Origin of the sequence: Streptomyces sp. NPDC060035, assembly GCF_042736635.1 — a bacterium.
Taxonomy (GTDB): domain Bacteria; phylum Actinomycetota; class Actinomycetes; order Streptomycetales; family Streptomycetaceae; genus Streptomyces.
Genome location: NZ_JBHWVO010000037.1, coordinates 22799 through 41735 on the forward strand (window position 1 = coordinate 22799; position 18937 = coordinate 41735).

The 18937-nt window shown below is 70.5% G+C and carries 23 protein-coding genes; 14 read left to right on the forward strand and 9 right to left on the reverse strand.

Annotated elements, in window-relative coordinates; genetic code table 11:
- The first annotated feature begins 125 nt into the window (after positions 1–125).
- On the forward strand, positions 126–917 hold the full coding sequence (locus ACFWBQ_RS34795; RefSeq protein ID WP_385506666.1) for an enoyl-CoA hydratase/isomerase family protein: 792 nt from the start codon (positions 126–128) through the stop codon (positions 915–917).
- A 44-nt stretch (positions 918–961) separates the two neighbouring features.
- Here the strand turns inward: ACFWBQ_RS34795 and ACFWBQ_RS34800 are convergent, their stop codons facing one another.
- Entirely contained in the window at positions 962–1657 is a 696-nt protein-coding gene (locus ACFWBQ_RS34800; RefSeq protein WP_385506669.1) for a hypothetical protein, read from the reverse strand.
- 92 nt (positions 1658–1749) lie between these two features.
- On the opposite strand from ACFWBQ_RS34800, the gene ACFWBQ_RS34805 reads away from it, so the two are divergent.
- The 5 genes from ACFWBQ_RS34805 to amaP are packed head-to-tail and all read left to right on the forward strand — an operon-like array spanning position 1750 to position 4082.
- Entirely contained in the window at positions 1750–2244 is a 495-nt protein-coding gene (locus ACFWBQ_RS34805) for an Asp23/Gls24 family envelope stress response protein (protein ID WP_385506671.1), read from the forward strand.
- A 32-nt stretch (positions 2245–2276) separates the two neighbouring features.
- On the forward strand, positions 2277–2468 hold the full coding sequence (locus ACFWBQ_RS34810; protein WP_383183817.1) for a hypothetical protein: 192 nt from the start codon (positions 2277–2279) through the stop codon (positions 2466–2468).
- Entirely contained in the window at positions 2465–2815 is a 351-nt protein-coding gene (locus tag ACFWBQ_RS34815; RefSeq protein ID WP_385506675.1) for a hypothetical protein, read from the forward strand. Before ACFWBQ_RS34810 ends, ACFWBQ_RS34815 begins: the two co-directional genes overlap by 4 nt.
- Positions 2812–3498: a DUF6286 domain-containing protein gene (locus tag ACFWBQ_RS34820; protein ID WP_385506677.1), complete on the forward strand. Its 687-nt coding sequence runs from the start codon at positions 2812–2814 to the stop codon at positions 3496–3498. The genes ACFWBQ_RS34815 and ACFWBQ_RS34820 overlap by 4 nt, the downstream gene beginning before the upstream one ends.
- Positions 3499–3503: 5 nt before the next feature.
- Entirely contained in the window at positions 3504–4082 is a 579-nt protein-coding gene (gene amaP, locus ACFWBQ_RS34825; RefSeq protein WP_385506681.1) for an alkaline shock response membrane anchor protein AmaP, read from the forward strand.
- Between the two features lie 22 nt (positions 4083–4104).
- On the opposite strand, the gene ACFWBQ_RS34830 is transcribed toward amaP, so the two are convergent.
- The 5 genes from ACFWBQ_RS34830 to ACFWBQ_RS34850 all read right to left on the reverse strand — a co-directional run bounded on the left by ACFWBQ_RS34830 (position 4105) and on the right by ACFWBQ_RS34850 (position 8890).
- Positions 4105–4860, reverse strand: coding sequence for an SDR family oxidoreductase (locus tag ACFWBQ_RS34830; protein WP_385506683.1), 756 nt, complete (start codon positions 4858–4860; stop codon positions 4105–4107).
- 4 nt (positions 4861–4864) lie between these two features.
- Entirely contained in the window at positions 4865–6658 is a 1794-nt protein-coding gene (locus ACFWBQ_RS34835; RefSeq protein ID WP_385506686.1) for a glycoside hydrolase family 15 protein, read from the reverse strand.
- Positions 6659–6728: 70 nt separating this feature from the next.
- Positions 6729–7523 (reverse strand): SURF1 family protein, encoded by a 795-nt coding sequence (locus tag ACFWBQ_RS34840; protein ID WP_385506689.1) that lies wholly within the window; start codon positions 7521–7523, stop codon positions 6729–6731.
- Between the two features lie 67 nt (positions 7524–7590).
- Positions 7591–7824, reverse strand: a complete 234-nt coding sequence (locus tag ACFWBQ_RS34845) for a hypothetical protein (RefSeq protein WP_073747930.1) — start codon at positions 7822–7824, stop codon at positions 7591–7593.
- Positions 7825–7888: 64 nt separating this feature from the next.
- Positions 7889–8890 (reverse strand): DEDDh family exonuclease, encoded by a 1002-nt coding sequence (locus tag ACFWBQ_RS34850; RefSeq protein WP_385506692.1) that lies wholly within the window; start codon positions 8888–8890, stop codon positions 7889–7891.
- A gap of 130 nt (positions 8891–9020) precedes the next feature.
- On the opposite strand from ACFWBQ_RS34850, the gene ACFWBQ_RS34855 reads away from it, so the two are divergent.
- The 4 genes from ACFWBQ_RS34855 (at position 9021) to ACFWBQ_RS34870 (ending at position 12482) form a co-directional block, all read left to right on the forward strand.
- Positions 9021–9740: a VIT family protein gene (locus tag ACFWBQ_RS34855; protein ID WP_385506695.1), complete on the forward strand. Its 720-nt coding sequence runs from the start codon at positions 9021–9023 to the stop codon at positions 9738–9740.
- Positions 9741–9849: 109 nt separating this feature from the next.
- The gene (locus tag ACFWBQ_RS34860) at positions 9850–10740 is read left to right on the forward strand and encodes a sterol desaturase family protein (protein WP_385506698.1); all 891 of its coding nucleotides are present in this window, start codon (positions 9850–9852) and stop codon (positions 10738–10740) included.
- Complete coding sequence (locus ACFWBQ_RS34865) at positions 10737–11417, forward strand: lysoplasmalogenase (protein WP_385506699.1); 681 nt, start codon at positions 10737–10739, stop codon at positions 11415–11417. Before ACFWBQ_RS34860 ends, ACFWBQ_RS34865 begins: the two co-directional genes overlap by 4 nt.
- Before the next feature lie 21 nt (positions 11418–11438).
- Entirely contained in the window at positions 11439–12482 is a 1044-nt protein-coding gene (locus tag ACFWBQ_RS34870) for a zinc-dependent alcohol dehydrogenase family protein (protein WP_385506701.1), read from the forward strand.
- 80 nt (positions 12483–12562) lie between these two features.
- On the opposite strand, the gene ACFWBQ_RS34875 is transcribed toward ACFWBQ_RS34870, so the two are convergent.
- Complete coding sequence (locus tag ACFWBQ_RS34875) at positions 12563–14092, reverse strand: S8 family serine peptidase (protein ID WP_385506703.1); 1530 nt, start codon at positions 14090–14092, stop codon at positions 12563–12565.
- Positions 14093–14396: 304 nt separating this feature from the next.
- On the opposite strand from ACFWBQ_RS34875, the gene ACFWBQ_RS34880 reads away from it, so the two are divergent.
- The 3 genes from ACFWBQ_RS34880 to moaA all read left to right on the forward strand — a co-directional run bounded on the left by ACFWBQ_RS34880 (position 14397) and on the right by moaA (position 17552).
- Complete coding sequence (locus tag ACFWBQ_RS34880; protein ID WP_385506704.1) at positions 14397–14762, forward strand: DUF485 domain-containing protein; 366 nt, start codon at positions 14397–14399, stop codon at positions 14760–14762.
- A complete protein-coding gene (locus ACFWBQ_RS34885) occupies positions 14759–16411 on the forward strand; it encodes a cation acetate symporter (RefSeq protein ID WP_385506707.1) in 1653 nt (550 codons plus the stop codon). The genes ACFWBQ_RS34880 and ACFWBQ_RS34885 overlap by 4 nt, the downstream gene beginning before the upstream one ends.
- Positions 16412–16562: 151 nt before the next feature.
- Positions 16563–17552, forward strand: coding sequence for a GTP 3',8-cyclase MoaA (gene moaA / locus ACFWBQ_RS34890; RefSeq protein ID WP_385506710.1), 990 nt, complete (start codon positions 16563–16565; stop codon positions 17550–17552).
- On the opposite strand, the gene ACFWBQ_RS34895 is transcribed toward moaA, so the two are convergent.
- Positions 17535–17783, reverse strand: a complete 249-nt coding sequence (locus ACFWBQ_RS34895) for a hypothetical protein (protein ID WP_056792733.1) — start codon at positions 17781–17783, stop codon at positions 17535–17537. The two genes, moaA and ACFWBQ_RS34895, sit on opposite strands and share 18 nt — an antisense overlap.
- Positions 17784–18005: 222 nt before the next feature.
- On the reverse strand, positions 18006–18383 hold the full coding sequence (locus ACFWBQ_RS34900; protein ID WP_385506713.1) for a DUF3099 domain-containing protein: 378 nt from the start codon (positions 18381–18383) through the stop codon (positions 18006–18008).
- 209 nt (positions 18384–18592) lie between these two features.
- Between ACFWBQ_RS34900 and ACFWBQ_RS34905 the strand changes: the two genes are divergently transcribed.
- Complete coding sequence (locus tag ACFWBQ_RS34905) at positions 18593–18877, forward strand: GlsB/YeaQ/YmgE family stress response membrane protein (protein ID WP_385506715.1); 285 nt, start codon at positions 18593–18595, stop codon at positions 18875–18877.
- Positions 18878–18937: the final 60 nt, after the last annotated feature.

The following is an 18937-nucleotide window of genomic DNA, read 5'->3' on the forward strand; positions in this document are numbered from 1 at the left end:
GTGTGCCGACCCCGGGGGCTCACCGGAACACCGGGTGGCCACCCGGCCGATCGTGAGGTCGTCCGGGTGGTTACTGTTCAGTACTTGCCAGTAAGTGCTGACTGCACCCGATCCGGAGGCGCCCCATGACCTCGCTCGACTCTGTGCTCGACAAGGACGGCGTACGGCTCACCGTCGATGACGCGGTTGCCACGGTGACGCTCACCAACCCGGCCAAGCGCAACGCTCAGTCTCCCGCTCTGTGGCGGGCGTTGGCAGAGGCCGGACGGGTACTGCCCGGCAACGTGCGGGTCGTCGTGCTGCGTGGCGAGGGCAAGTCCTTCTCCGCGGGCCTCGACCGGCAGGCGTTCACCCCCGAGGGGTTCGACGGTGAGCCGTCCTTCCTCGACATGGCGCGCGGCTCCGAGGCCGATCTCGACGCGACCATCGCCGAGTACCAGGAGGGGTTCACCTGGTGGCGCCGCAACGACATCGTGTCGATCGCGGCCGTCCAGGGTCACGCGATCGGCGCCGGCTTCCAGCTCGCCCTCGCCTGCGATCTCCGGATCGCCGCCGAGGACGTGGAGTTCGCCATGCGCGAGACCGGCCTCGGTCTCGTTCCCGACCTCACGGGCACCCACCCCCTGGTGAACCTCGTGGGGTACGCGCGTGCGCTCGAGATCTGCGCCACCGGCCGCTTCGTGCACGCCGAGGAGGCCGAGCGCATCGGCCTCGCCAACCTCGTGGTCCCCGCCGAGCAGCTGGACGGGGCAGCCAGTGACCTGGCAGCCGCCCTCCTCGCCGCCCCGCGCGACGCGGTCGTCGAGACCAAGGCCCTGCTGAGCGGCGCCGTCTCCCGCACGTACGAGGAGCAGCGCGCCGCCGAGCGCGCCGCACAGGGCCGCCGGCTGCGCGACCTCGCCGGCGTCACCGACTGAACCGCCAACCCCCGCCCCTGTACAGGGGCGGGGGCGGGGCCGGGTCAATCCTGCTCCACCACGGCCGTGACCAGGACGGCGACGGACGGTCGGCCCTCCACGGCATCGGCCACCGCCCCGCGCACGGCCCGCGCCACGTCGAGCGCGCGATGGTCCCCGGCCGTCGCCAGCTCCACCCGGACATGGCCCGCACCGGAGTGCACCGCGTTGCCCAGCACCCGCGTCAGCGAGACCACACCGGGCACTCCGCCGGCCGCGGTACCCGCCACCCCGTCCGGCTCGGCCGTGGGCACCTCGGCCGGCGGCGCCGTGGCACGTTCGGGCTCCGTTTCCAGCAGCTCCGTCACCCGCAGGTCCACCTCGGCGACGTCCAGACCGAGCCGTGCGGACGCAGCGGTGAGCAACGCGGAGCGCAGCGCTTCCGCGGTGACGTGCAGCGGACGCCGTGCCGTCGCGGAGAAGCCCGCCTCGATCCGCAGAGGGCCCGGCGGCAGCGCACCGGGCGGAGCAGGCACCTCCGGGTCCGGGGCCGTGTCCGCGTCGGCCGCGGCGATCCTGAGCCGCCCCAGCATCGCCCCCGTGCCGGTCGCGGCCTCCCGCAGCACTGCCGCCGCCGCGCGTTCCGCGATCCAGGCCCCGTCGGCGGGGCCGCCCAGAGGGAGTAACCGGCCGAGGCCGAGCCTTTGGCGTACCGCAGCGGTCCATCCGTCGGCCCGGTGCGGGCTGTCAGCCGTTGTCATCGCCCCAGCCTGCCGCATCCACGGCGCGGAACGGCGAAAGCGCACTTAATGTGAGCAACGAGTCCAAACCTGTCCCGAAGGGAAGAGCGGCGATGACCGAGACCCCACAGCGGAACCGGCCCGACAACCCCGGCGGTGTGCCCGGCGGGGACGACGCCAGGAAGAATCCGCTCGCCAAGCGCGGCGGGGGAGACCCCGCCACCCGCGGCCGCACCACGATCGCCGACGGTGTGGTCGAGAAGATCGCCGGAATGGCGGCACGCGACGTCGTCGGCGTCCATGCGATGGGCAGCGGCTTCTCCCGGACCTTCGGCGCGGTACGCGACCGGGTCCCGGGTGGAGGCAAGTCCGTCACCCGCGGCGTCAAGGCGGAGGTCGGCGAGTCCCAGACCGCACTCGACCTGGAGATCGTCGTCGACTACGGCGTGTCGATCAGCGACGTGGCCCGCGATGTGCGTGAGAACGTCATCGCCGCGGTCGAGCGCATGACAGGCCTCGAAGTCGTCGAGGTCAACATCGCCGTCAGCGATGTCAAACTGCCCGACGAGGAGGACGAGGAAGCCGAGTCCGAGCCACGTCTGCAGTAGACCTCCCCCATGAGGCAGTTGAGGAGCGCACGATGAGCATGGCTGTGGCCGGCCTGTTGGCCGGCATGGCCCTCGGTTTCGCCGGATACTTCGGTGGGTTCGGGGCCTTTCTGCTGGTGGCCGCGCTGGGCGCGGTCGGTTTCATCGCCGGTCGGTTCCTGGACGGCGACCTTGAACCCGGCGACTTCTTCCGCAGTCGCGAGCGCGGCGACCGGCGACGATGACGGCGGTGACAGACCAGGTCGCCGCCGCGGGACGCGGGGAGACCCGGATCGCCGACCGGGTCGTCGCGAAGATCGCCGCGCAGGCGGCGAAGGAGGCGGTCGACGAGCCTCCCAAGGACGGCGCGCCGCCGCGCGCCACGGTCAACGTGCACCGGGACACCGCCCGGGTGCGGGTCAGCCTCGAACTCGGCTACCCCAGTGATATCGGCCGCCAATGCGGAGCGGTGCGTCGCCGTGTCGCCGAGCGGGTAGAAGCACTGGCGGGGATGGAGGTGCCCGAAGTGGCGGTGCAGGTCGAGCGGCTGCATCCCGCAGCGGGCGCGATGCCGGAGGGGAGGATCCGATGAGCGAGCCCCAGGACCCGGAGAACAGCACACAGCGCCTTCCCACGACGGAGTCCGCGGCCCCCGCGGGCGTACTCGCGATGGATCAGTCCGCGTCGGGCTCGGCCTACGACCCCGTTTCCGTACTCGACCGGCCCGGCGGTCATGCCCGCCGGTTCCGGTCCGAGCGCCGGATCCCTGCCGCGCTCGTCGGCCTGGTGGTCCTCGGCGGCGCCGGGCTCCTGCTCTACGACGTCGCGGCGGTACGGACCGACCACCCGGCCATGCGGTGGCGGCGCTCGCTCGCCGACGAACTGGCGAGCCGTCACCTCGACGACGTCTGGGTGCTGGCCGGCTCCGCGGCGGCAGCGGCCATCGGCCTCTGGCTTCTCTGGCTGGCCGTCACACCCGGACTGCGCGGGCTGCTGCCGATGCGCCGCGACCATGCCGGAATCCGGGCCGCACTCGACCGGACAGCCGCCGCCCTGGTCCTGCGCGACAGGGCGGTGGAGGTGTCCGGTGTGCAGTCCGTACGGGTCAGGATGGGACGCGGCAAGGTGGCCGTGCGCGCCGTGTCGCACTTCCGTGAACTCGACGACGTACGGGCCGACCTGGACACCGCACTGGGCACGGGTATCAAGGAGTTGGGCCTGGCCCGGCCGCCGCGCCTGTCCGTTCATGTCCGCAGGCCGGCGAAGAAGGGGTGAACCGCGTGATCGGAACCGTCAACCGGGTGCTGCTCGGTCTTGCCGGGCTGGTCCTCCTTGTGGTGGGCGGGGCTGTCCTCGCGACGGGGCTCGGCGTGTCCGTGCCGTCCTGGTGGCCCTTCGACGGCAGGGACGATGTCCTGCTCAGCAGGGGCGACCGGTACCGCTGGCGTGACGAGGGCTGGTGGTGGCCGGCCGTCATCGCGGGCCTGGCCGTCCTGGTCGTCCTCGCCCTGTGGTGGCTGCTCGCCCAGCTGCGCCGTGCCCGCCTCGCCGAAGTGCTGGTCGACAGCGGCGACGGCGAGGGCGCGCTCCTGCGGGGCAGGGCCCTGGAGGGTGTGCTCGGCAGTGAGGCACGCACCCTGGACGGGGTGTCCGACGCCAAGGTCGCACTGACCGGCCGGCGCACCGCCCCGCGGGCCCGGATCCGGCTCCTGCTGGAGCCGCACGCCGCCCCGGAGCGGGCACTGCGAGGTCTCGCCGACGAGGCGCTGGCCCATGCGCGCGGCTCGGCGGGCCTGGACGAGCTGCCCGCCGAGGTACGGCTCAAGGCGGTCAAGCACCGTGCGGAGCGGGTGAGCTGACGGCCCGGTCGGCGTCTGCCCGTCAGAAGCCGTGCCGGGCGCCGCCGTCGACCGGCACCATGATGCCCGTCAGGTACGAGGCGGCGGGGGAGAGCAGGAAGGCCGAGGTCCTCCCGAATTCCTCCGCGGTGCCGTAGCGGCGCAGCGGGATGCGCGCCTCAGCGGCCCTGCGGGACGCCTCCGCGTCCCCGGACAGGGCATCCAGCTCGCGCACCCGGTCCGTGTCGATCCGGGACGGCAGCACCCCGACGACCCGGATTCCCCGCGGGCCCAGTTCGTCGGCGAGGGACTTGGCGAAGCCGGCGAGGCCGGGGCGCAGGCCGTTGGAGATGGTGAGCCCGGCAATCGGCTCGTGCACCGACGCGGACAGTACGAAGCCGATGACGCCGCCCTCGCCCAGTGCGGCAGCCGCCGTGCGGGCCAGACGCACGGCGCCGAGGAAGACCGACTCGAACGCGGACTGCCACTGCTCGTCCGTGTTGTCGGCTGCGAAACCGGGTGCGGGTCCGCCGACGCTGATGAGGATGCCGTCCAGCCTGCCGAAGCGTTCCTTCGCGGTGTCCACCAGGCGCTGCGCGGCTGCCGGGTCGGCGTTGTCGGCGACGAGCCCGAGCGCGTCGGGCCCCAGCTCGGCGGCGGCCGCCGTCACCCCCTTGTCGTCCCGGCCGGAGATGATCACCTTCGCGCCGTCCGCGACCAGCGCGTCCGCGGTCGCACGGCCCAGCCCACGGGTCGCACCGGTGATGATGTAGACGCGGTCCTTCAGTCCAAGATCCATGGCTCTATCCTGCCGGGTCCAGGCCGGCGAGGTCGACCGCGCTGTTCACCAGCCCGATATGGCTGAACGCCTGCGGGTAGTTGCCGAGCTGGCGCAGGGCCACCGTGTCGTACTCCTCGGCCAGCAGCCCCACATCGTTGCGCAGCTCCAGCAGCCGTTCGAACAGCACCTCGGCGTCGTCCGTCCTCCCGATCCGCAGCAGTGCGTCCACCAGCCAGAACGAGCAGGCGATGAACGCCCCTTCGTCGCCGGGCAGACCGTCCACGGAAGCGCCCTCCGTGCTGTAGCGGCGGATCAGGCCGTCCCGGGCGAGCCCGTTCCGTACGGCGTCGACCGTTCCGACGACCCGGGGGTCGTCCGGTGGCAGGAAGCCGGTCCGCGCGATGAGCAGCGTGGAGGCATCGAGCTCCTGGGAGCCGTAGTACTGGGTGAACGTGTTGCGTACGGGGTCGTAGCCCTTCTCGCAGACATCCGCGTGCACGGCGTCCCGCATCGCCCGCCAGCGGTCCGCGTCGCCCGGCAGGCAGGGGTCATCCTCCAGGGTGCGCACCGCACGGTCGGCGGCCACCCAGGCCATCACCTTGGAGTGCACGAAGTGGCGGCGCTGCCCGCGGATCTCCCACAGGCCCTCGTCCGGTTCGCGCCAGGTGGATTCCAGGAAGCCGAGCAGACTGAGCTGCAGGTTCCAGGCGTGCGGCTTGTTGTCGAGTCCGGCCTCGCGGGCCACCCTGAGCGAGTCGATGACCTCGCCGTACACATCGAGCTGCCGCTGGCGGACCGCCGCGTTGCCCGTACGGACCGGCCGGGAGTGTTCGTAGCCGCTCAGCCACGGCAGCTCGGCCTCGGGGAGTCTGCGCTCGCCCGCCAGGCCGTACATGATCTGCAGGTCGGCCGGGTCACCGGCGACGGCCCGCAGCAGCCAGTCCCGCCAGGCCGCGGCCTCCTTCAGATAGCCGGCCGCGACCATGGCGCCCAGTGTGAGGGTGGAGTCCCGCAGCCAGCAGTAGCGGTAGTCCCAGTTCCGTACGCCGCCGATCTCCTCCGGCAGCGAGGTGGTGAGGGCCGCCACGATGCCGCCGGTGGGCGCGTAGGTGAGCGCCTTCAGGGTGATCAGGGAACGGAGCACGGCTTCCCGGTGCCTGCCCCGGTAGGTGCATCGTGCCGACCACTTCGCCCAGTCGGCGAGGGTGTGCTTCAGCGCCTTGTACGGATCGATCAGCTTCGGGCGCGGGCCGTGCGAGGGGTGCCAGGTGAGGACGAACGCCACCTTCTCTCCCTCGGTGACGGTGAACGAGGAGCAGGTGCTGAACTGCTGGCCCCAGGTCTTGACCGGCGGCTCACTGCGCAGCCAGACGGAGTCGGGTCCCGCGACGGCCACCCGGTGTCCGTGCGAGCGGCGCATCCACGGCACCACGGAACCGAAGTCGAAGCGCAGCCGCAGTACGGCACTCATGTCGACGCTGCCGCTGATGCCCTCGACGATGCGCATGACGTCGGGCGCCTTGTCGCGCTGCGGCATGAAGTCGATGACCTTGACCGTGCCGGTCCTGGTCTCCCAGATCGTTTCCAGGACCAGGGAGTCGGCCACGTACGCGCGCCGGGTGCAGGTGTCCGCGCTGTCCGTGCCCTGGGGGGCGATGCGCCAGTGGCCGTTGTCCTCGTCACCGAGAAGGGCCGCGAAGCAGGCGCCCGAATCGAAGCGGGGCAGGCACAGCCAGTCGACGGAACCGTTCCTGCCGACCAGGGCGCCGGTCTGGAGATCGCCGATGAGCGCGTAGTCCTCGATACGTGGGGTCACGCTCTGGCGTCTTCCCGAACCTGGGCCCCGCTAAGCAGCCCGGCCGGGACCGACACACCGGCGGGACGGGCTACGTGGTGACGGGTGCGGGTTCCCGGGCCGTCTCGCTGTCCTGAGCGGCCTGTTGCCGGTCGTGCTTCTCGCGGCGTACGAGGATCACCCAGCCGACGGGCACACCGGCGGCGAAGAGCCACCACTGGACGGCGTAGGCCATGTGGGAGCCGATGGAGGCGTCGTCGGGGGCGGGGATCATCTCGGGGGCGCCGTCGGCCGGTTCGGGAGCGGTCAGTTCGAGATACCCGCCCAGGACCGGCCTGGCGAGCAGCTGCGACTGCTGGGCGCTGTTGATGAGCATCACCTGGCGGTCCGGCAGACCTGCCAGGTCCTTGATGCCGCTGGCGCCCGTCGTCTCGTCGGCCTTCAGCCGGCCGGTGACGGTGACCTCGCCCGTGGGCGGGGCCGGGACCTCGGGGAAGGCCTGCTGGCTGTCGGCGGCGGGAACCCAGCCGCGGTTGACCAGCACGGTGCCGCCGCCCTTGAGGTCCAACGGGGTCAGGACGTGGAAACCGATGCGCTCGTCCTTCGAGGTGCGGCGCCGTACGACCACCTCGTGCGCGGTGTCGAACGTTCCGGTGGCCGTCACCGCACGCCAGTACTCGGAACGGGGAACGGTGTGCCCCGGGGAGGTGAGGCGGGAGACCGGCTCGGGCTTCGCCCGGAGGTTCTGCGAGATCAGCGCATTCTGCGCGACCCGGTGCTGATGCCGGTGCAGCTGCCAGAAACCCAGCTCGACCATCGTGGGAATCAGGACGAGGACGAGGAGGGTGAGAATCACCCACTGCCGGGTCAACAGGAAGCGGTACACCCCATGACCGTACAACTGGGGTCATGGGGTGTAGCACGCAGGGTCCCCGGGGTGCCGGGGCAGCCCGTCACACTTTGTCCACGATGCCCGCCCTTCCCTCGGCCCGGGCGCAGTGTCCGCCGCAGTACCAGTGGCCGTCGACCTCGACGCCCTGGCCGATCACCTGGACCCGGCAGTGCTCACAGATGGGCGCCATGCGGTGGATGGCGCAGGAGAAGCAGTCGAAGACGTGCACCGCGCCCTGCGCGTGCACCTCGAAGGACATCCCGTAGTCGTTTCCGCAAACCTCGCAACGTGCCATGCGCCACAGGGTCGGACGAGAGGGCGGCGGCGGGCGAGCGGGTGGCGGGCGAGTCGCGCCCGGTTCACTCCGATGACGGCGGCGGTGGGACGCGCGAGGGCGCGGGTGCCACATCCCGCAGCAGATGAGTGAAGGCGCTCTCCTCCAGGATCGGCGTGCCGAACGACTTCGCCTTCACCGTCTTCGACGTCACCGCGTCCGGATCGTTGCTGACGAGAAGGCTCGTGAGCCGGGAGACGCCGGTCGCCACGTGCAGACCCGCTTCCACGGCCCGGTCCTCCAGCAGCTCGCGGTCGATCGAGGTGTCTCCGGAGAACGCCACCCGCATCCCCTGCATGAGGGGCTTGTCCGACTCGTACCGCCCCGGATTCGGATACGGGCACGCGGGGCGCTTGCGGGAGGGCCGCCAGCTGCCCTGGCCGTGCGACGCCTGATAGCCGATGCGCGGGGTGACGGGGGAGTCGGACCACTCGGTCAGCGGCCGGCACTCCAGCAGGGGCAGCCGCATCCCGTCCCGGGCCGCCGCGTGCAGACTCGGCCGGAAGGCCTCGGCCAGCACCCGGGCATCGTCCAGCGCGTGGTGCGCCCGCTGCTGCACCACGCCGAAGTGCGCGGCGAGCGACTCCAGCTTGTGGTTGGGCAGAGGAAGCCGGAGCTCCTTGGAGAGCGCGATGGTGCACAGCCGCTGCTCGACGGGTGCGACGACCGCCGCGCGCGCGTACTCCCGGGCGAGCATCGACCAGTCGAACGCGGCATTGTGCGCGACGAGCACCCGGCCGGCGAGCCGCTCGGACAACTGCGCGGCCACCTCCGGGAAGAGCGGTGCGCCCTCCAGGACGTCGCTGGTCAGGCCATGGATCCAGACGGGGCCCGGATCCCGCTGGGGATTCACCAGCGTGTACCAGTGGTCCTCGACATTGCCCAGGGCGTCCAGGCGGTAGACGGCCGCGGACACTATCCGGTCGTCGCGGGCGAGCCCCGTGGTCTCCACGTCGACGACCGCGTACCCCTGGGGGTAGGCGGTCGGCCACGGCACTGCGGTCTGGCGGTCGTCGAGCATGGTCACAGAGAATACGGGCAGCGACCGACAGTGCCCTATTCGGGCGTCCCCGGGTCGCGAACCCGGAGCGGGTGCCGGGCAGTTGGCCGGGCGGGTCGGGGTGCGGCGGGCGGGCCTGCGGTGAGACCCTCCCGGAGTGACGGAGACACAGGCACAGACTCACGACGAACCCCACCAAAACGGACTGGGTACTCGGCTCAACTGGCTGCGGGCCGCGGTCCTCGGTGCCAACGACGGCGTGGTCTCCACCGCCGGCCTCGTCGTCGGCGTCGCCGGGGCGACGGGTGACAGGGCCACCCTGGTGACGGCGGGTCTGGCCGGGCTGCTCGCGGGGTCCATGTCGATGGCGGCCGGCGAGTACGTGTCGGTTTCCACCCAGCGCGATTCCGAGAAGGCGGCGCTGGCGACGGAGAAGCGCGAGCTGGAGGAGACCCCGGATGCCGAACTCATCGAACTGACCGGCTTGTTGGAGGGGAAGGGGCTGAGCGCGCAGGTGGCCCGCGAGGCAGCCGTCCAGCTCACGGAGCGCGATGCGCTGCGCGCCCACGCGGAGGTCGAGCTGGGCATCGACCCGGACGAGCTGACGAACCCGTGGCATGCGGCGGGTGCGAGTTTCCTGGCGTTCACGGTGGGTGCGCTGCTGCCCCTGCTGGCGATCGTGCTGCCGCCGTCCTCGGCGCGGCTGGCGGTCACCGTGGTGTCGGTACTCGCGGCCCTGGCCCTCACCGGCTGGTGGAGCGCACGGCTGGGCGATGCGGCGGTGGGGCGTGCGGTGCTGCGGAACATGGGCGGGGGAGCCGTGGCGATGGCGGTGACCTACGGTGCGGGGGCGTTGCTGGGGGCTGCGGGGATCTGAGGCAGGGCGGGACTTGGCGGAACCTGCCAACAGTTGCTGACGTCACGTCTCGCATACTTGTGGGTAACAACGTCTAGCCCCGGCCGTCCGGCGGCTCTACGGTGCTCGCATGGAGCCGAACCTGCCCGATGTCGTGCTGTGGTCGATCTCGGCCTTCGTCCTGCTCACCGTCCTCGAAATGGTGGTCCACCGGCTGCACCCGGACGAGGACGCCGCCGGGTACGACGCCAAGGACGCCGCCACCAGCGTCACCATGGGCCTCGGCAGCCTGGCCTTCGACCTGCTGTGGAAGATACCCATCGTGGCGATCTACGCCGCGGTCTACGAACTGACCCCGCTGCGCATTCCCGTCCTGTGGTGGACGGTCCTGCTGATGCTGCTCGCCCAGGACTTCTTCTACTACTGGTCCCACCGCGGCCACCACGTCATCCGGATCCTCTGGGCCTGCCACGTGGTCCACCACTCCAGCCGGAAGTTCAACCTCACCACCGCGCTGCGCCAGCCCTGGACCTCGCTGACCGTCTGGCCGTTCTACGTCCCGCTCATCGCCTGCGGTGTCCACCCGGCGGCGCTCGCCTTCTGCTCCTCGGCGAATCTCGTCTACCAGTTCTGGGTGCACACCGAACGGATCGACAAGCTGCCCCGCCCCTTCGAGTACGTACTCAACACCCCCTCGCACCACCGGGTGCACCATGCCTCCCAGGGCGGCTACCTCGACCGGAACTTCGGCGGGATCCTGATCATCTGGGACCGGCTCTTCGGCTCCTTCACCGCCGAGACCGAACGGCCCGTCTTCGGCCTCACCAAGAACATCGCCAGCCACAACCCGCTCCGCGTCGCGACCCACGAGTACGCGGCCATAGCCCGTGACGTACGGGCGGCGGACACCTGGAGCGAGCGGGCGGGCCGGATCTTCCGCGGTCCGGGCTGGCAGCCCGCAGACCGGGTCCCCGCAGCCGCGCCCGTACAGCCCCGCGCCTCCGCAGAGCACACCGGATGAGCCCCCGCACCGGCGCGCCCCGGCTGGTCCGCCCGCTGATCGTCGCCTTCCTCGCCGTCGCCGCCCTCCACCTGGCCGGGCACCTCGCCGGTATCGACGCCGCACAGATGGTCACCAAGCCGCTGCTGATGCCCCTGCTCGCCGCCTACGCCGCCGCCCGCCGAGGCCCTCGGCTGCTCATCGCAGCGCTGCTGTTCGGCTGGGGCGGGGACGTGCTGCTGATGCCCGACGCGGAGGCGGCCTTCCTCGCCGGGATGGGCTCCTTCGCCGTGGGCCATATCTGCTACCTGTGGCTCTTCGGGCGTGCCCGGGCCTCCCTGCCGGCCGGCCTCGCGTACGCAGCCGTCCTCGTGACCTTCCTCGTCCTGCTCTGGCCCGGCCTTCCCGCGGACCTGCGGATCCCGCTGACCGGCTACAGCCTGCTCCTCACCGCCATGGCCTGGCGGGCCGGCATCCTCGGCCGGTACGCGGCACTCGGCGGCGCGCTCTTCCTGCTCTCCGACGCGCTCATCGCGACCGGCATCGCCGACTGGCCGCAGCTGCCCGTCCACGACTTCTGGATCATGCTGACCTATCTGGCCGCCCAGTACCTGCTCACCACGGGAGTGCTCGGCAGCCGAGGGGATTCCACCGGCTCGGACACCGGGGCGTACCGTGAGGGGAGTATCAGAATCTGAGACGAGCGAGGACCCCCACGCATGCGCGCCACCGTGATCCATGCCCCCCACGACATCCGCGTCGAGGAGGTGCCCGACCCGACGGTCCAGCAGCCCACCGACGTGGTCCTGCGGGTTCTGCGGGCCTGCATCTGCGGCAGCGACCTGTGGGCCTACCGCGGCGAATCGGCCCGGCAGCCCGGTCAGCGCATCGGCCATGAATTCCTCGGCATCGTCGAGGAGGCGGGCGCCGGGGTCAACGGCTTCGCCGTCGGCGACCTCGTCGTCGCCCCGTTCGTCTGGTCCGACGGCACGTGCACCTACTGCGCGGAGGGCCTCACCACCTCCTGCGCCCAGGGCGGCTTCTGGGGATCGGTCGGATCCGACGGCGGCCAGGGCGAGGCCGTGCGGGTCCCGTTCGCCGACGGAACGCTCGTCAAGCTCCCGGCGGCTGCCGCCTCCGACGAACGGCTGCTCACCGCGCTCCTGGCACTCTCCGACGTCCTCGGCACCGGGCACCACGCCGCGATCGGCGCGGACGTGAAGCCCGGCAGCACCGTCGCGGTGGTCGGTGACGGTGCGGTCGGCCTGTGCGGTGTCATGGCCGCCAAGCGGCTCGGGGCCGAGCGGATCATCGCGCTGGGCCGTCACGAGGCCCGTACCGACATCGCCCGTCTCTTCGGCGCCACGGATGTCGTCGCCGAGCGGGGCGAGGCCGCCGTCGCCGCCGTACGCGAGCTGACCCGGGGCGAGGGCACCCACGGGGTGATCGAGGCGGTCGGCACCGAGCAGTCGATGCGCACGGCCATCGGCATCGTCCGCGACGGCGGCTCCATCGGGTACGTCGGTGTCCCGCACGGCAGCGGTACCGGACTCGACCTCGGTGTCATGTTCGACCGGAACATCGCGCTGCGCGGAGGCGTCGCACCCGTGCGTACGTACATTCCGGAACTGCTCCCCGACGTGCTGGACGGCACGATCGACCCCTCGCCGGTCTTCGACCTGAGCATCGGCCTGGACGGGGTGCCCGGCGGTTACAAGGCGATGGACGAGCGCACGGCCCTCAAGGTGCTCATCAAGCCGTAGCCGTTGCCCATGGAGGCGGAAGCGGCAGGAGGGGCCGGGGACAGCTGTCCCCGGCCCCTCCTCACGCATCGCCGCAGGTGTTACCTGCGGACCGCGTCCAGTGCGTCCACGACACCGGCTCCGTAGAAGCCGTTGTAGTTCGTGCCGCCTTCGCAGACCGCATCGACCGTTCCGTCACCGTTGATGTCGTACGGATCGCCGCAGGCCGTGGCATCGGCCTGGTGCGTCAGCAGCGCCTTCACCGTGCGCGCCGAGGCGTGCGGGTGGGTCGACTTGATCAGGGCCACGACGCCCGCGACATGCGGGGACGCCATCGACGTACCCGCCTTGTAGCCGAACCTGCCACCGGGCAGCGTGGACAGGATCAGGCCGCTGGTGGCCGGCGGTGCGGGCGTCTGGTAGATCGTCGAGTCGCCGCCGGGGGCCGCCACGTCGATGACACCGAGACCGTAGTTCGAGTACGAGGACTTCAGGCCCTTGGCACCCGTGGCGGAGACCGTCACGACACCCGGCAGCATGGTCGGGATGTCGGGGCACGCGCTCGGGTCGACCGTGCGCGTGACCGTCGTCGTGTCGTTCGGGCTCGTCGTGTCCTCGATCGCGTCGAGGGCCAGGTCGTGGTCGGAGTTGCCGGCCGCGGCGACATTGACGACGCCCTTGCCCTCCGCGTACCGGGTGGCGCGGGTGACCGCCTCGACCAGGGCACCCTGGTCGGGGTCGTTCTTGCAGTTGAACAGCCAAGGGTCGGTGTAATAGCTGTTGTTGGTCACATCGACGCCGTGCTCGGCTGCCCAGACGAAGCCGCAGACGACGGCCTCGGTGTAGAAGAAGCCGCTGGGCGTCGACACCTTGATGCCGGAGACCTTCACACCGGGCGCGATACCGGTGACACCGACACCGTTCTTCGCCGCGGCTATGGTGCCCGCGACGTGCGTGCCGTGGTCGCTCTCACCGGCGGCGGGCCGCCAGGCGCCGTCCGTCGTGTCCGGCGCGCCGGACACACAGTTCACCGATGCCCCGCGGTCGAAGTTGGGCGCCAGGTCCGGGTGCGTGTCGTCCACACCCGTGTCGATGACGGCGACCGTGACCTTGCTGCTGCCGAGCGACTTCTCGTGCGCCTTGTCCGCCTTGATGGCGGGCAGGTCCCACTGCAGGGGCTCCAGCGGGTCCTGACCGGCCGTCGCGTCCGCCGCGGCGGCCTGCGCCTGCTCGGAGGTGAGCGGCTGCTCGACCCCGGTGTCCTTGGTGGCCTGCGGGACGATCGGGTTGGTGCGCGTGGCACCGGCCGACTGGACGCCCTTGGCCCTGCGGATCGTCGGGCCGAAGTCCGGGTTCTGCGAGTGGACGACGATGACGCCGATCCTGTCGTACGACGTCACGACGGTGCCGCCGGCCTTGGATATCGCCTTCTTCACCTGCTTGACGGTGCCATGCCCGCCTCGCGTGTTCACGACGTACGACAGCTTCGGGCCGTCGGTCGAAACCGTCGCAGTCGGCTCCTGGGCCGGAGCGGCCGTCGCGGTTCCTGGGAGGAAGCCGAGCGAGGCCGTGAGAGCCAGTCCGACGGGCAGCGTGAGTGCGCGTGTCCGTCTGGATGCCAGATGAGCCATGGGTTCTCCACATCATCCGTGCCGGTGGACCGGAACACACAGCGTGTCCGGTCCGGTACATGACCAGTGAAGTTATCGCTGATCATGCCGACGCATCAACAAATAGGGGCAAGTGAGTTCGAGGTGTGACCTCAGGGAGGCGTATCCGCGGACGCGCGTCCGAGAACGGCGAATCTGCGGTGAACCGCTTCGCCGTGCTCTCCGTGCCGTTGTCAGGGAGTCGCACGCCAACCCCCCACCACACAGAGGACTCCCTGTGAAATCCACCGCCGAGACCACCGCACCCGCGTCGCGAGGAGAATCCGTGGCTATCGATGCACCGCCGCCCCCGGGCACATCGGACACCAGTCCTGCCCAGCCCACGACCGAGGCCTTCCTCGAGGTGCAGAACAGCGCGGACTTCGCCGAACTGCGCCGATCACAGCGCTCCTTCGCCTTTCCGCTGACCGTCGGCTTCATCACCTGGTACCTGCTGTACGTGCTGCTGTCCAACTACGCCGGTGACTTCATGGGAACCGTCGTCGTCGCCAACTTCAACGTGGCGTTCGTCTTCGGCCTCGCCCAGTTCGCCACCACGTTCCTCATCGCCTGGCTCTACTCACGCCACGCCTCGACGAAGCTCGACCCCAAGGCGGAGGCCATCAAGTCCCGTATGGAGGCCGACGCATGAGCGCCGCGTACCACTCGCACTCCGCGATCCAGCTCGCCGCCTCGTCCACGACCGAGCACCGGCCGCTGATCATCAGCCTCTTCGCGGTCTTCGTCGCCGCGACCCTGGCCATCACCGTCTGGGCAGGCCGGCAGACCAAGAGCGCCTCCGACTTCTACGCGGGCGGACGCCAGTTCACCGCCTTCCAGAACGGCCTCGCCGTCTCCGGCGACTACATGTCCGCGGCGTCCTTCCTCGGTATCGCCGGCGCCATCGCGCTCTTCGGGTACGACGGCTTCCTCTACTCCATCGGCTTCCTCGTCGCCTGGCTCGTAGCACTGCTGCTCGTCGCGGAACCGCTGCGCAACTCCGGCCGCTACACCATGGGCGACGTCCTCGCGTACCGGATGCGGCAGCGGCCGGTCCGTACCGCCGCGGGCGCCTCCACCATCGTCGTGTCGATCTTCTACCTGCTGGCCCAGATGGCGGGCGCGGGCGTCCTTGTCTCGCTGCTGCTCGGCATCACCAGCGACGCGGGCAAGATCGTCATCGTGGCGCTGGTCGGCGTGCTCATGATCCTCTACGTCACCATCGGCGGCATGAAGGGCACCACCTGGGTGCAGATGGTCAAGGCCGTGCTGCTCATCGCGGGCGCCCTGCTGATGACGTTCATGGTGCTGTGGAAGTTCCACTTCAACATCTCCGACCTGCTGGGCACCGCGGCCGAGAAGAGCCTTGCCGGGCAGAAGGGCGACGCGAAGGCGTTCCTGGAGCCCGGCCTCAAGTACGGCGCGGACGCGATCACGAAGCTGGACTTCATCTCCCTCGGCATCGCGCTGGTCCTGGGCACCGCCGGTCTGCCGCACATCCTGATCCGCTTCTACACCGTGCCGACGTCCAAGGCCGCCCGTAAGTCCGTCAACTGGGCCATCGGCATCATCGGCGCCTTCTACCTGATGACGATCGCTCTCGGCTTCGGCGCCGCGGCACTGATCGGACCGGCGGAGATCAAGGCGAAGAACCCGGCGGGCAACGCGGCGGCGCCACAGCTCGCGGAGTACCTCGGCGGGGTCGGCACCACCGGCGGCGCGATCATGCTCGCCGTGATCTCGGCCGTCGCCTTCGCCACGATCCTCGCCGTGGTCGCGGGCCTCACCCTCGCCTCCTCGTCCTCCTTCGCCCACGACATCTACGCCAACGTCATCCGCAAGGGGAAGGCAACCGAAAAGGAGGAGATGCGCGCCGCCCGGTGGGCAACCGTCGCGATCGGCATCGTCTCCATCGCGCTCGGCGCGATGGCCCGCGACCTGAACGTGGCAGGGCTCGTCGCCCTGGCCTTCGCCGTCGCCGCGTCGGCCAACCTGCCGACCATCCTGTACAGCCTCTTCTGGAAGCGCTTCACCACGCAGGGCGCCCTCTGGTCCATCTACGGCGGACTCGCCTCGTCCGTCATCCTGGTGCTGTTCTCCCCCGTCGTCTCCGGGAAGGCCAGCTCGATGTTCCCGGGAGTCGACTTCTCCTGGTTCCCCCTGGAGAACCCGGGCCTCGTCTCCATCCCGCTGGGCTTCCTGCTGGGCTGGATCGGCTCGATCCTCTCCAAGGAGGAGCCGGACGTGGGCAAGTACGCCGAACTCGAGGTCAAGTCCCTCACCGGCATCGGCGCCCACTGACACCGCGCACCCCGGTGGGGCCCCGTCGTAGAGACATACGACGGGGCCCCACCGCAGCTCGTGTCAATCGGGCACCGTAGATGTCACAGGTCTCGCGTACTCTCGAGGGAGTCAGACCGCAACTGCGGACATCACCGGGGGAGGGGGCCACGTGCTCATCGACACCTACGGCCGGGTCGCCACCGACCTGCGTGTATCACTGACCGACAAGTGCAACCTGCGCTGCACCTACTGCATGCCCGAAGAAGGCCTGCAGTGGCTGGCCAAGCAGGAGCTGCTGAGTGACGACGAGATCGTCAGGCTCGTCCGTATCGCCGTCACCGACCTCGGCATCCGCGAAGTGCGCTTCACCGGCGGCGAGCCGCTCCTGCGCCCCGGGCTCGTCTCCATCGTCGAGCAGTGCGCCGCCCTGGAACCCCGCCCCAGGATGTCGCTCACGACCAACGGCATCGGACTCAAGCGCACCGCCGCAGCCCTGAAGGCCGCAGGCCTGGACCGGGTCAACGTCTCCCTGGACACCCTGCGCCCCGACGTCTTCAAGACGCTCACCCGCCGTGACCGGCACCGGGACGTGCTGGACGGGCTCGAAGCCGCCCGCGACGCCGGACTGACCCCGGTCAAGGTCAATACGGTCCTGATGCCGGGACTCAATGACGACGAGGCCCCCGATCTGCTCGCCTGGGCCGTCGAGCACGAGTACGAGCTCCGCTTCATCGAGCAGATGCCGCTCGATGCCCAGCACGGCTGGAAGCGCGACGGAATGATCACGGCCGGTGACATCCTGGAATCGCTGCGCACCCGCTTCACCCTCACCGCCGAGGGCGAGGACGAGCGCGGATCCGCACCCGCCGAGCGCTGGACCGTGGACGGCGGCCCGCACCGCGTCGGCGTCATCGCCTCCGTGACCAGGCCGTTCTGCCGGGCCTGCGACCGCACCAGGCTCACCGCCGACGGCCAGGTCCGCACGTGCCTGTTCGCCCGCGAGGAGACGGATCTGCGCGGCGCCCTGCGCTCGGACGCGCCGGACGAGGAGATAGCCAGGATCTGGAAGCTCGCGATGTGGGGCAAGAAGGCGGGCTCCGGGCTCGACGACCCGGCCTTCCTGCAGCCCGACCGGCCGATGTCAGCGATCGGCGGCTGAGGACTCCCACTCCGCCAGCGGCACGACATCCTTCAGGAATCCGCGTACCCCGAGGAAGGAGGAGAGGTGCTCCCGGTGCTCGTCACAGGCGAGCCAGGTCTTGCGCCGCTCCGGGGTGTGCAGCTTCGGGTTGTTCCAGGCGAGTACCCACACGGCATCGGCGCGGCAGCCCTTGGCGGAACAGACGGGCGCACCGGTGGCGCTCTCGGCGGAAGTCTCGGGAAAGTTCACGACCTCAACCCTAAGGGCCTCATCGACAAGGGCCTCATCGACGCATCCCCGCCGGAGAAAAGGCGACGCCGAGCAGCCACGGGGGGAGCTGCCCGGCGTCGGTCCGTCGCTCCGACGGGGGATGCGGAGCGCGCTACGAAGTATGTCACGGGGACCGGGGTGCGGTGCACCGGAACTTCATGATTGATCTGAGGTTTTATTGAGCTTTCTCGGCCTGCCGGCTCAGTCGTTCTCGTGCCCGTTTCCGGCGCGGCCCGGCTGCCCGGCTTCCGGGACGGTCTCCGACGGGTCCGTCGGACGGGCGGCGTCGAGAGCGGGCCGCATCGGTGCGGGCACGAACGTCGACGGGAGCGAAGGGACGTTCTCACGACCCGCGTTGGCGATGACCACCGCGACATAGGGGAGCAGAACGCCCAGCGCGAGCGCCACCACCGCCACATGCCTCTCGACATTCCACAGCGTTGCGGCGAGCACCACCGAGACGGTCCGCACGGACATCGAGATGATGTAACGCCGCTGCCGGCCACGCACATCGTCGGCAAGACCCTGGCGGGCTCCGGTGATCCGGAAGACCTCGGTGCCGCTCTGCTTCCGCAACATGTTCCACCACCAGATCGCTGTGCCGGGCCTTCCCGGACCGGGCCGCCCCTACGGTACGCCCGCCATCCCCCGGGTTCGAGACCGGGGCATGTCCCGTCCGTCCGGGTCCGTACCGCCGCACCACGTACGGACCTGTCCGGCATGCGGCGTATGCCCGGTGGGCCGAGACTGGGCGAACGTGCGCATACCGCGCCGCACGAGGAGGCGATATGAGCTGGTTGTGGGCAATCATCGTGGGTCTGGTACTGGGCCTGATCGCCCGGGCGATCCTGCCGGGCAAACAGAACATCCCCCTCTGGCTGACGGCTGTGTTCGGCATCCTCGGCAGCATCCTCGGCAACGCCGTAGCGGCCTGGATCGGTGTCGACGACACCAAGGGCATCGACTGGATGCGCCATCTGCTGCAGCTGATCGGCGCGGTAGCCGTCGTCGGGGTCGGCGACATGGTCTGGCAGTCGATCAGGGGCAACCGAAGCAACAAGCAGAGAACCTGACCCGGGCGGCACGGCGGCGGCGGCCGGTCACGCGTGATGCGTGACCGGCCGCCGTGCCGT

What these genes read in the sequence shown, in the direction of transcription:
- ACFWBQ_RS34795 (WP_385506666.1), top strand. Translation starts at nt 126, where the DNA reads ATGACCTCGCTCGACTCTGTGCTCGACAAGGACGGCGTACGGCTCACC.
- ACFWBQ_RS34800 (WP_385506669.1), bottom strand. Translation starts at nt 1,657, where the DNA reads ATGACAACGGCTGACAGCCCGCACCGGGCCGACGGATGGACCGCTGCG.
- ACFWBQ_RS34805 (WP_385506671.1), top strand. Translation starts at nt 1,750, where the DNA reads ATGACCGAGACCCCACAGCGGAACCGGCCCGACAACCCCGGCGGTGTG.
- ACFWBQ_RS34810 (WP_383183817.1), top strand. Translation starts at nt 2,277, where the DNA reads ATGAGCATGGCTGTGGCCGGCCTGTTGGCCGGCATGGCCCTCGGTTTC.
- ACFWBQ_RS34815 (WP_385506675.1), top strand. Translation starts at nt 2,465, where the DNA reads ATGACGGCGGTGACAGACCAGGTCGCCGCCGCGGGACGCGGGGAGACC.
- ACFWBQ_RS34820 (WP_385506677.1), top strand. Translation starts at nt 2,812, where the DNA reads ATGAGCGAGCCCCAGGACCCGGAGAACAGCACACAGCGCCTTCCCACG.
- ACFWBQ_RS34830 (WP_385506683.1), bottom strand. Translation starts at nt 4,860, where the DNA reads ATGGATCTTGGACTGAAGGACCGCGTCTACATCATCACCGGTGCGACC.
- ACFWBQ_RS34845 (WP_073747930.1), bottom strand. Translation starts at nt 7,824, where the DNA reads ATGGCACGTTGCGAGGTTTGCGGAAACGACTACGGGATGTCCTTCGAG.
- ACFWBQ_RS34860 (WP_385506698.1), top strand. Translation starts at nt 9,850, where the DNA reads ATGGAGCCGAACCTGCCCGATGTCGTGCTGTGGTCGATCTCGGCCTTC.
- ACFWBQ_RS34865 (WP_385506699.1), top strand. Translation starts at nt 10,737, where the DNA reads ATGAGCCCCCGCACCGGCGCGCCCCGGCTGGTCCGCCCGCTGATCGTC.
- ACFWBQ_RS34870 (WP_385506701.1), top strand. Translation starts at nt 11,439, where the DNA reads ATGCGCGCCACCGTGATCCATGCCCCCCACGACATCCGCGTCGAGGAG.
- ACFWBQ_RS34875 (WP_385506703.1), bottom strand. Translation starts at nt 14,092, where the DNA reads ATGGCTCATCTGGCATCCAGACGGACACGCGCACTCACGCTGCCCGTC.
- ACFWBQ_RS34885 (WP_385506707.1), top strand. Translation starts at nt 14,759, where the DNA reads ATGAGCGCCGCGTACCACTCGCACTCCGCGATCCAGCTCGCCGCCTCG.
- ACFWBQ_RS34900 (WP_385506713.1), bottom strand. Translation starts at nt 18,383, where the DNA reads ATGTTGCGGAAGCAGAGCGGCACCGAGGTCTTCCGGATCACCGGAGCC.
- ACFWBQ_RS34905 (WP_385506715.1), top strand. Translation starts at nt 18,593, where the DNA reads ATGAGCTGGTTGTGGGCAATCATCGTGGGTCTGGTACTGGGCCTGATC.